The 663-nt window shown below is 46.5% G+C and carries 2 tRNA genes and 1 rRNA gene; all 3 read left to right on the top strand.

Annotated elements, in window-relative coordinates:
- Positions 1-84 (top strand): 16S ribosomal RNA (locus tag ACVBAX_RS25330); the annotation flags it as partial.
- 123 nt (positions 85-207) lie between these two features.
- Positions 208-284: transfer RNA gene (locus tag ACVBAX_RS25325), tRNA-Ile, on the top strand.
- A gap of 12 nt (positions 285-296) precedes the next feature.
- Positions 297-372 (top strand) — tRNA-Ala (locus ACVBAX_RS25320).
- The last annotated feature ends 291 nt before the right edge of the window (positions 373-663 follow it).

The following is a 663-nucleotide window of genomic DNA, read 5'->3' as shown; positions in this document are numbered from 1 at the left end:
CAGCCGCCTAAGGTGGGACAGATGATTGGGGTGAAGTCGTAACAAGGTAGCCGTATCGGAAGGTGCGGCTGGATCACCTCCTTTCTAAGGAAAATTGAGGCTTACGACCTTCGGTCGAAGCTAACTATCGTTGATGATATGATTTGTTTAGTTTTGAGAGAGCAAACTCTCATATATAAAATAGCAAGTTCTTTTTTTCTGTTGTATGGGCCTATAGCTCAGCTGGTTAGAGCGCACGCCTGATAAGCGTGAGGTCGATGGTTCGAGTCCATTTAGGCCCACCATACAAACTTAATGGGGCCTTAGCTCAGCTGGGAGAGCGCCTGCCTTGCACGCAGGAGGTCAGCGGTTCGATCCCGCTAGGCTCCACCAAAAATCGTTCTTTGAAAACTAGATAATGATATATGAAGAAAACCAAGGAAAGTGGAGGCGACTGTTCAACTTCGACAGACGTTGGAGAGCCTGCTTGACAAATCCTGCTTTTGGATTTGACTAGACGGATCGAAACGGCCGAGAAGTTAGGAGCCGAAACTGGACAAAGAAATACCGAGTAATCGCCATTTTAGTTTTCTCTCTATTTAATATAGAGAAACTTTTTAACTGTAGGTTAAGTTAGAAAGGGCGCACGGTGGATGCCTTGGCACTAGGAGCCGATGAAGGACG

Source organism: Robertmurraya sp. GLU-23, assembly GCF_052983275.1.
This window is presented reverse-complemented; position numbering and strand designations above follow the sequence as displayed.